The sequence below is a fragment of the Corallococcus sicarius genome, assembly GCF_003611735.1.
Taxonomy (GTDB): Bacteria; Myxococcota; Myxococcia; order Myxococcales; family Myxococcaceae; genus Corallococcus; species Corallococcus sicarius.
Window position 1 is genome coordinate 19362 of record NZ_RAWG01000106.1, and the last position, 8106, is coordinate 27467.

General features: G+C 71.1%; 8 protein-coding genes. 5 read left to right on the forward strand and 3 right to left on the reverse strand.

Annotation, left to right across the window (positions count from 1 at the left end):
• Window positions 1-79 precede the first annotated feature (79 nt).
• Entirely contained in the window at window positions 80-694 is a 615-nt protein-coding gene (locus tag D7X12_RS18205; RefSeq protein WP_120626537.1) for a ferritin-like domain-containing protein, read from the forward strand.
• Here D7X12_RS18205 and D7X12_RS18210 read toward each other — a convergent pair.
• Window positions 597-1598 carry a fatty acid desaturase family protein gene (locus D7X12_RS18210; RefSeq protein WP_120626538.1) on the reverse strand — a complete coding sequence of 334 codons (1002 nt, stop codon included), beginning with the start codon at window positions 1596-1598 and terminating at the stop codon, window positions 597-599. The genes D7X12_RS18205 and D7X12_RS18210 overlap by 98 nt on opposite strands.
• 86 nt (window positions 1599-1684) lie before the next feature.
• On the reverse strand, window positions 1685-2512 hold the full coding sequence (locus D7X12_RS18215; RefSeq protein ID WP_120626539.1) for a polyphosphate kinase 2 family protein: 828 nt from the start codon (window positions 2510-2512) through the stop codon (window positions 1685-1687).
• An 83-nt stretch (window positions 2513-2595) separates the two neighbouring features.
• On the opposite strand from D7X12_RS18215, the gene D7X12_RS18220 reads away from it, so the two are divergent.
• A complete protein-coding gene (locus tag D7X12_RS18220; RefSeq protein ID WP_120626540.1) occupies window positions 2596-4038 on the forward strand; it encodes a cytochrome-c peroxidase in 1443 nt (480 codons plus the stop codon).
• A gap of 4 nt (window positions 4039-4042) precedes the next feature.
• On the opposite strand, the gene D7X12_RS18225 is transcribed toward D7X12_RS18220, so the two are convergent.
• A complete protein-coding gene (locus D7X12_RS18225; RefSeq protein ID WP_158620068.1) occupies window positions 4043-4528 on the reverse strand; it encodes an SRPBCC family protein in 486 nt (161 codons plus the stop codon).
• Window positions 4529-5018: 490 nt separating this feature from the next.
• On the opposite strand from D7X12_RS18225, the gene D7X12_RS18230 reads away from it, so the two are divergent.
• From D7X12_RS18230 to D7X12_RS18235, 3 genes are all read left to right on the forward strand, one after another.
• Window positions 5019-5519 (forward strand): OsmC family protein, encoded by a 501-nt coding sequence (locus D7X12_RS18230; protein WP_120626542.1) that lies wholly within the window; start codon window positions 5019-5021, stop codon window positions 5517-5519.
• A gap of 102 nt (window positions 5520-5621) precedes the next feature.
• Entirely contained in the window at window positions 5622-5870 is a 249-nt protein-coding gene (locus D7X12_RS42460; protein WP_147443713.1) for a hypothetical protein, read from the forward strand.
• Window positions 5871-6013: 143 nt separating this feature from the next.
• A partial coding sequence (locus D7X12_RS18235; RefSeq protein WP_120626543.1) for a PAS domain-containing sensor histidine kinase occupies window positions 6014-8106 on the forward strand: 2093 nt, incomplete at its 3' end.

The window sequence follows — 8106 nt, forward strand, 5'->3', positions numbered from 1 at the left end:
TGGCACTCGGGGGCAGGAGGGGTAGCCAGCCTCCCCGGACACCCCAGCTTCCCAGGACGCAGCGTCGGGAGGCACCACCATGTCCGGGCCACAGCCATTCGTCGCCGACCTCCAGGAGCTGCACCGCCGCGCCCGTGAGCACATGGAAGAAGGTGCCCTCGAGGACGCGGACCGTGGAGTGACAGCCCTCAAGCTGCTCAACGACGCACTCGCGATCAGCGTGGTCCGCGTGCAGCGCTACACATCCCACTACCTGTCCGTGAAGGGTCCCCACCGCGAGGCGGTGAAGCAGGAGTTCGGGCCCCATGCGCGCCAGGAACAGGAGCACGCGCTGCGGCTCGCCGAGCGCCTCCGCCAGCTCGGCGGATGGCCGGACTTCAAGCCAGAGGGCCTGCGGTCCCTGGACCCGAGCCCGCCCTTCGACGTCCAGGACCGGTGGGACTGGATCCGCGAGGAGTTGGAGGCGGAAGAACTCACCCTCCAGATCTACCGCGAGCTGCTCCTCTACTTCGCGGACCGCGACCCCGTCACCCGCCAGCTCCTGGAGGACCTCCTCTCAAACGAAGAGGCGCACGCCCGGGACCTGGAGGCCCGGCTCAGGGACTCGCGACCGCGTCCCGGTAGCGCACCATCCGACCCAGCGCCGGATCCCACAGGTTCAAACGCAGGCAGGCCACGACGTCCTTCAGCGTGAGCGACGTGACGTGGGGTCCCTGCAGTTCCGGAATGGCCGCCATCGCCTCCGGCAGCCGGTAGAACGGGATGCGCGGGTTGAGGTGGTGCACGTGGTGGTAGCCGATGTTGCCCGTGAACCACGCCATCACCGGCCCGCAGCGCAGGTAGCTGCTCGCCTCCAGCGCCGCGTCCGCGTGCGTCCAGGCGCCCTCCGGCAGGATGGCCACGTCGTCGAAGTTGTGCTGCGCGTAGAACAGGTAGGTGCCCAGCGCGTACGCGACGAACAGTGGGCCCACGAAGGCGCAGAGGTACACCGCGAGGCCGAAGAAATGCCAGACGGCCACCGACAGCGCCACGTGCACTCCCAGCGCGAGCCCGGAGGTCCAGTAGCGCTTCGGGTTCTTCACGAACGGCACGAGGCACAGGCTGATGAGGAACGCCGTCACGTAGCCGAACAGCAGCGTCACCGGGTGGCGCTCCACCATGTACCCCAGCCGCTGCCAGCCGGAGGCCTTGCGCCACTGCTCCGTCGTCCAGGTGGCGAAGGTGCCCGCGGAGTCCGCGGCGATGCGCGCCGTGTTCGCGTGGTGGTGGTTGTGCGTGTCATTCCAGATGCGCGCGGGCGTGAGCGTCAGGATGCCCTGCACCTGGAAGAGCGCCTTCGCCCACCGCGACTTCGGCAGCAGCGCGCCGTGCATGGCGTCGTGGAAGAGGATGAAGGCGCGGATGAGGACCAGCGCTTCGATGAAGCCTCCCACGATGCGCAGGGGCCACCAGGGCGCGGCCACCGCCAGCGCCGCCGCGCCCGCGAGCGCGGCGTAGGTGGACAGCAGCGCCAACCCCGAGCGCGTCCCATCCTGGGTGGCGAAGGGACGCGTGCGGGCAATGAGGTCCTTGCTCGACAGCGACGCGGTTCGTTCCATGGCGCGAGGACTCCGACGGTGACCGCCCGGCGACACACCGGGACGGATGACGTCCATCGTTGTCCCATCCCCATGTCATGGCCGGGTCAGCGCTTCTTACGCCACGCCTTGAGCTCGGCCTTCTTCTCCACGCCGACCGCGTCCAGCCGCTCCTGCCATTGCTGACGGTAGGGGCGCAGGGCCTCCACCACCGTGCGGGCCACCACGAGGTTGCGGTACCACTTGGCGTCAGAGGGCACCAGGTGCCACGGCGCCTGCTCGGTGGACGTCTGGGCGAAGACGTCCTCATAGGCCTGCGTGTAGTCCGCCCAGTGCTTGCGGTCCTCCCAGTCCCCGGCGCTGATCTTCCACGCCTTGCGCGGCTCCTTCTCCCGCGCCAGCAGCCGCTGCTCCTGCTCCTCCTGGCTGATGTGGAGGAAGAACTTGAGGACGATGGTGCCGTGCTCCGACAGCAGCGTCTCGAAGTCGCGGATGTGCTGGTAGCGCGACTTCCACAGCGGCTTGGGGACCAGGTTGTTCACCCGCGCCACGAGCACGTCCTCGTAGTGGGAGCGGTTGAAGATGGAGAACTCGCCCTGGCGCGGCGCCTTGAGGTGCACGCGCCAGAGGAAGTCATGCTCGCGCTCCTCGGTGCTGGGCACGCCGAACGAGGTGACGCTCACGCCGCGCGGGTTGAGGCAGCCCACCACGTTCTTGATGGTGCCGTCCTTGCCGGCGGTGTCGCGCCCCTGCAGGACGATGAGCACCGAGTTCATCTTCGCGCCCCACAGCAGGTCCTGCAGGTCGAACAGCTCCTCCCCCAGCGCGTCGAACTCCGTCTTCGCCTCGTCCCGGTCCACCTTCTTCGGCGGAGCCGCGGGGATGCGATCCAACTTCACCTTCGCTGCCTGCCTGCCATTGCGGATGGTGTCCATGGTCCCCTTCGTTTCGTGGAGCGGTGACAACTGCGCGGAGGTCCGGTGTTCCCCTGCCGCCGCATCTTCCGCGAGGGGAACACATGACAGGGAATCAATTCATCGCGAGCACGCTGGGGGCCTTCATGCTCGCCGGACTCGCGGGCTGCACGGACACCGGGGCGTCGTCGCCCGTCGAGGTCGTCCCCGAACCCGCCACGTCCCAGGCGGCGCTGGGGTCGCCGGGGCAGGCCCTCGCCGGGAAACAGCACTTCCAGCAGGCCCTGCCCGGCACCAACGGCCGCTCGTGCGCGACGTGCCACGTCCTCTCCGACAACACGGCCCTCACCCCGGAGCACGTCGAGGCCGTCTGGGCCCGGAACCCCGGGGACCCACTCTTCAACCGCATCGACGCGGATGACCCCTCGGCCCCCACGCCGACCTATGCGCACCTCAAGAAGGGCCTGGTGCGCGTGGTGCTCCCCCTGCCCCCGAACATGGACGTCATCGACGTGCAGGGGCACGTCATCACCGCCCCGGACCGGAAGATCTCCGTCTGGCGCGGCGTGCCGAGCATCGCCGACGTCGGCTTCTCCGGCCCCTTCCAGTTCGACGGCCGCGAGACGAGCCTCACCGTCCAGGCCCAGAACGCCGTCACGAGCCACAGCCAGGGCGGGACGGTGCCCGCGCCGGTGCTCCAGCGCATCGCCGCGTTCGAGCGCAGCGTGTTCAGCTCCCCCCGCGCCCGCTTCGTGTCGGACCTGCTGGAATTGGGCGTGCCCCTGAGCGACATCCCGGATCCGGACGTCCTGCTCGCGCTCGACGCCTCCGAGCGGCGCGGCCGGGACGTCTACAACCTGGCGTGCGAGGCCTGCCACGGCGACCGCACCCGCAACCGCATCGTGCGGCGTGACGTCCACGACTCGCTCTTCTTCGCGCTCAAGCCCGACGGCAACATCCGGTACACCGTCACGCCGGGACAGCGGCCCACGCCCGTCAACGTGCCCCGCCCTCACAGCGAGTTCCTCAACATCGGCTTCGGGTTGATGACGTACCTGGGCCAGCGCGGCGTCGTGCCGCTCTTCAACGACTCGGTGGACTTCCCCCAGTACCGCTTCCGCTTCTACACCGACGCCACCCGCCAGCACGCCGTCACCGACCTGCCGCCCATCCCCGTCACCGCGAGCGGACACCCGGACGACATCAACCCCGCGCTGGACGAGCACGGCGCGCCCATCGTCGGGCCGGCGCTCGTGGCCCAGTGGTATTCGACGGACCCGGGCCGCGCGCTCATCAGCGGCGACCCGACGGAGTTCGAGGCCTTCGACGTGCCGTCCCTGCGCGGCATCGCCCGGTCCGCGCCGTACTTCCACGACAACAGCCACGCCACGCTCGCGGACTCGGTGGACACCTACAGCCGCTTCATCCTGCCCGGCATCGTGGCGATGGGCCTGCCGCTGAACCCACCCGAGTTCCCGGGCGGGCCGCCGGAGGTCCTCACCCCCACGCAGAAGCAGGACCTGGTGCGCTTCCTCCAGCGGCTCTGAGTCCTCAGTGCCGCCCTTCCATCCCGGGCGTGGACGTGCGCGTCCGGGGTGGCAGGAACGTGTGCGCGAGCCCCGTGAGCCCGGGGGCGAAGAAGTCGTCGCGGATCCGCTGGGACAGCATGCCCGCCTCGGCCTCGTGTCCGGGCGCGGGCGCGAACGTCGCGTGCCACTCCACGAACGTCTGGCCTGTCGACGTCACCGGCGTCACCCGCAGCTTCGCCCGGAAGTCACGCACCGGCAGCGGCCCCTCCAACATCGCGTACGCGTAGCAGCGGGCGTGCGCGTCGTGCTCCAGTCTCGCCTCCAGGTAGACCGCGCCATCGCGCAGGGTGAGCCTTCGCAGCGGCCCCGCGCCAGGGCCCGGGCGGGCCACCCGCTCGCTGGAGATGATGCCCGGGTGCCAGCGGGGAAGGCTGTCAAACCCCGCCACCCTGTCCCAGACCACGTCCGCGGGTGCCTGGATCAGTTGACTCGCATAGGCCTCGATCATGGGGTGCCTCCCGACATTCATGCAGCAGGAAGAGGATGCGCGTTCACGGTGCCCACGCGTCGCGGGAGTGCCCACCCGTGGGCAGGCGGCCCTCCAGCCGCAGGGGATGCCCCTCGCACGGTGGCGCGAGGGCCCGTTCATGGCACCTGGACCCGCGTCCAGCGTGCGCGGCGGGGCCGGCAGTCGCCAGCCCCCCCGACAAAGCCATCCAGCGCGCGAACCCCGCATCCCGCCCCATTGCTTCGCTTCCATGCCACCTCCGTGTCAGGCCAAGAGGTGCTGGATGTGAAGCAAAGACAGCGGCGGCGATATCGCCCGGAAGGGCCGTTCATGCCTGTCCGCATCCCAGGCCAGGGCGCGTGTGGTCTCGCGATCACAACCCTACCTGGGAGGACCTGCCCCCCAGGGCACGGCACCGCGACCTGCGAAGCATTGTCGCGGCATGCGTGTTGAAAGCGCATTGCAAAACGCCTTGGCCGGGGGACGTCCGATGACTTCCGTTTCCATCACCGAGTACGAAACGCGCCTCTACTGGCAGGGGGAGCGCGGCGCGGTGCTGACGAGCGACCATGCGCCCTCCGTTCCGATTGGCCTTCCGCTGAGTGCTCCGGACGGAGCGCAGGACGGCCGATGGGCTCCCGAAGCGCTGCTGGTGGGCGCGGTGGAGGGCCGCACCCTGCACGCCTTCCTCGACGGCGCGCGGGAGGTCGGCGTGAACGTGCTCTTCTACCAGAGCTCCGCGATGGCCCGGCTGGTGAGCGGCGGCCCGACGGGCACCGCGCAGTTCACCGACCTCATCGTCCGGCCCCACGTCGCCGTGGGCAGCGTGCGGGAGGCCGAGCAGGCGCGGGCGCTCTTCGCGGAGCTGCCGGAGCGCTGCTTTCCCGGTTCCGTGCTCCACCTCACCCCGCGCATCGAGCCGGTGGTGGAGGTGTGGGCCACGCGACAGCACGCCCGTCCGGCTCCGGAGTCCGACGCCTTCGCCCCCTGACCTGGCGGGTCGCGGTGGCATTCGTTCACCAGCGCGCACACGCCTCCAGCGGGGGCACGCGCCCGGTGCCCTGGCGGGGTGGCGTGCGCAGAGTGAAGTCACATGCCAACGAATCCCCAGACGAATCCACCCACGAAGCCCGTGACGGAGCCGGAGCCGAAGCCCACACCGGAGATCGATCCGCCTCGCCGGCAGGTGCCAGAGCGGGACCCTCCGCCGGGCGAGCCCTCGCGTCGGGAGCCGCCCGCGCCCCAACAGGACCCCGAGATTGCCCCGGGCATCCAGGAGCCTCCGGCCCATGATCCGAACCGCCCCGGGCCGCCCGACATCATCGCGAGCCCGGCCGTCTAGGGTGCTTTCACGCCCGGTATCGCGCTGCCGCGGGGCGACCGGAGCAGGCCTGGGCCTTTGTCCAACGCCCTCGCCGGTCGCCGCTGGCGACGATGCACGGGGATGAAAGGGATCGTAGAGTCCTCGCGCGCTCCCCGCGCGCCATGTCCCTCCTGACTCCGTCCCGACTGCTGCTCCGCGCCACCGGGTTCGCCCTCGCGTGCGCCCTGCTCATGGGCACGGTCGCGGGGTGGACGGCCACCTGGGCTCCCGGTCCTCGCATCGCGCTGCTCGCGGGCGCTTCGTTCCTGCTCGCCTCCGTCGGTGCCTTGGTGGCGCTGCGCCTGCTGTCCAGGACCCGCGCCGATTGCACCCGGGCGCTCCAGCAGGCGGATGACGCCCGGGCGCTGCGCGACGCGGTGATGGACATCACGCCGGTGGGCTTCGCCTTCTTCGACCGGGACCTCAAGTACGTGCACGTCAACGCCGCGCTCGCGGCGATGAACGGCCTCCCCGTCAACGCGCACCTGGGCCGCCACGTCGCGGAGGTGCTGCCCGCGCTGGGAACCCGACTGGCGCCCCGGCTGGGGAGCGCGCTGGCGACGGACACGCCCCTGCAGGACGTCAGCCTCCAGGTGGAGACCCCCGCCGCCCCGGGCGAGACGCGCTTCTGGTTCGGCAGCTACTCGCGCGTGCGCGGCGCCGACGGCGGGGTGCTGGGCGTCATCGCGTCCCTGTCGGAGGTCACCGAGCGGATGCGCGCCGAGCAGTCCCTCCAGGAACACGAGGGGCGCCTGGACGTGCTCACCCGATCGCTGCCGGACTACCTCTGGGGTGGGAAGGTGCGGGGCGGCGTGTTGCGTGACTTCTACTGCACGCCCGTCATCGAGCGCACCACCGGCTACCCGCCGAGCGCCTTCACGCGCCCGGGGGCGGAGGGCACGCCCGCGCCGCTGTGGGCGGAGATGATCCACCCGGAGGACCGGACCCGCTACCGCGAGTGCATCGAAGGGCTGCCCCCTGGCGCGGAGGCGGAGGTGGAGCACCGCATCATCTGCGCCGACGGCCGCGTCCGCTGGGTGCGCAGCCGCGCCGCCGCCTCCGGGCTGGACGCGCAGGACGCCGTGCACCTGGGCTGCGTCGTCACCGACATCACCGACCGGCGCCTCGCGGACGACCTGCGCCAGCGCCTGCACGACAGCTTCCGCCGCTCCGCGACCGAGTGGCGCCGCACCTTCGACGCCGTGTCCTCCCCGCTGGCGGTGCTGAGCGCGGATGGCACCATCCAGCGCCTCAACGACGCCGCCCGCGTGCTCTTCCACGAAGCGGATCCCACGGGCCAGCCCCTGTCCTCCACGGACGGAGCGCCGCCCTGGTCCAGCGCCGTGGCCCTGGTGGAGGAGCTGCGCCGCACGCACGGCAGCGCCCTCAGTCAGGTCCACGACGCCGCGTCCGGGCGCACCTGGGAGCTGGGCGCCGCGTGGGTGGACGAGGCCGGCAGCGAGGATCCGCGCATCATCCTGGTGGCCACGGAGATCACCCGGCTCCTGGAGCTGCAGGCCCACGTGCGGCGCAGTGAGACGATGGCCGCGATGGGCGCCATCGTCGCGGGCGTGGCCCACGAGGTGCGCAATCCGCTGTTCTCCATCTCCGCCGTGGTGGACGCGGTGGAGGCCACCTTCGGCACGCGCCCGGAGCTGCAGCCCTATCTGGACGTGCTGCGCGGCGAGGTGCGAAGGCTCACCCACCTGACGCAGGAGCTGTTCGAGTACGGCCGCCCCACGCGGGGCGAGTGGACCGAGGGCGCGGTGCCCCCCGTGGTGGCGGAGGCCCTGTCGTCGTGCGAGCTGGCCGGGGACAAGGCGGCGGTGAAGCTCGCGCGGGAGTGGGCGGACGGACTGCCGCCGGTGCGCATGGACTCACGGCGGCTGTTCCATGTCTTCCGCAACGTGGTGGAGAACGCCGTGCAGCACTCCCCCGCCGGGGCGACGGTCCGCGTCACCGCGGACGCGGTGGAGGAGACGGGCCGCACCTGGGTGCGCTGCACCGTCCGCGATGGGGGGCCCGGGTTCCGGGGCGAGGACCTCCCCCATGTCTTCGAGCCCTTCTTCAGCAAGCGCCGGGGCGGCACCGGCCTTGGGTTGTCCATCGTCCAGCGCATCCTGGAAGAGCACCAGGGGCGCATCCGCCTGTCCAACCACCCCTGTCTCTTTATACACCTCTCCGAGCCCACGAGACCGGAGCCTACCTCGTATGC

Bases quoted from the DNA above. Each gene is read 5' to 3' on its own strand.
- D7X12_RS18205 (WP_120626537.1), top strand. From the start codon at position 80: ATGTCCGGGCCACAGCCATTCGTCGCCGACCTCCAGGAGCTGCACCGC.
- D7X12_RS18210 (WP_120626538.1), bottom strand. From the start codon at position 1,598: ATGGAACGAACCGCGTCGCTGTCGAGCAAGGACCTCATTGCCCGCACG.
- D7X12_RS18215 (WP_120626539.1), bottom strand. From the start codon at position 2,512: ATGGACACCATCCGCAATGGCAGGCAGGCAGCGAAGGTGAAGTTGGAT.
- D7X12_RS18220 (WP_120626540.1), top strand. From the start codon at position 2,596: ATGACAGGGAATCAATTCATCGCGAGCACGCTGGGGGCCTTCATGCTC.
- D7X12_RS18225 (WP_158620068.1), bottom strand. From the start codon at position 4,528: ATGATCGAGGCCTATGCGAGTCAACTGATCCAGGCACCCGCGGACGTG.
- D7X12_RS18230 (WP_120626542.1), top strand. From the start codon at position 5,019: ATGACTTCCGTTTCCATCACCGAGTACGAAACGCGCCTCTACTGGCAG.
- D7X12_RS42460 (WP_147443713.1), top strand. From the start codon at position 5,622: ATGCCAACGAATCCCCAGACGAATCCACCCACGAAGCCCGTGACGGAG.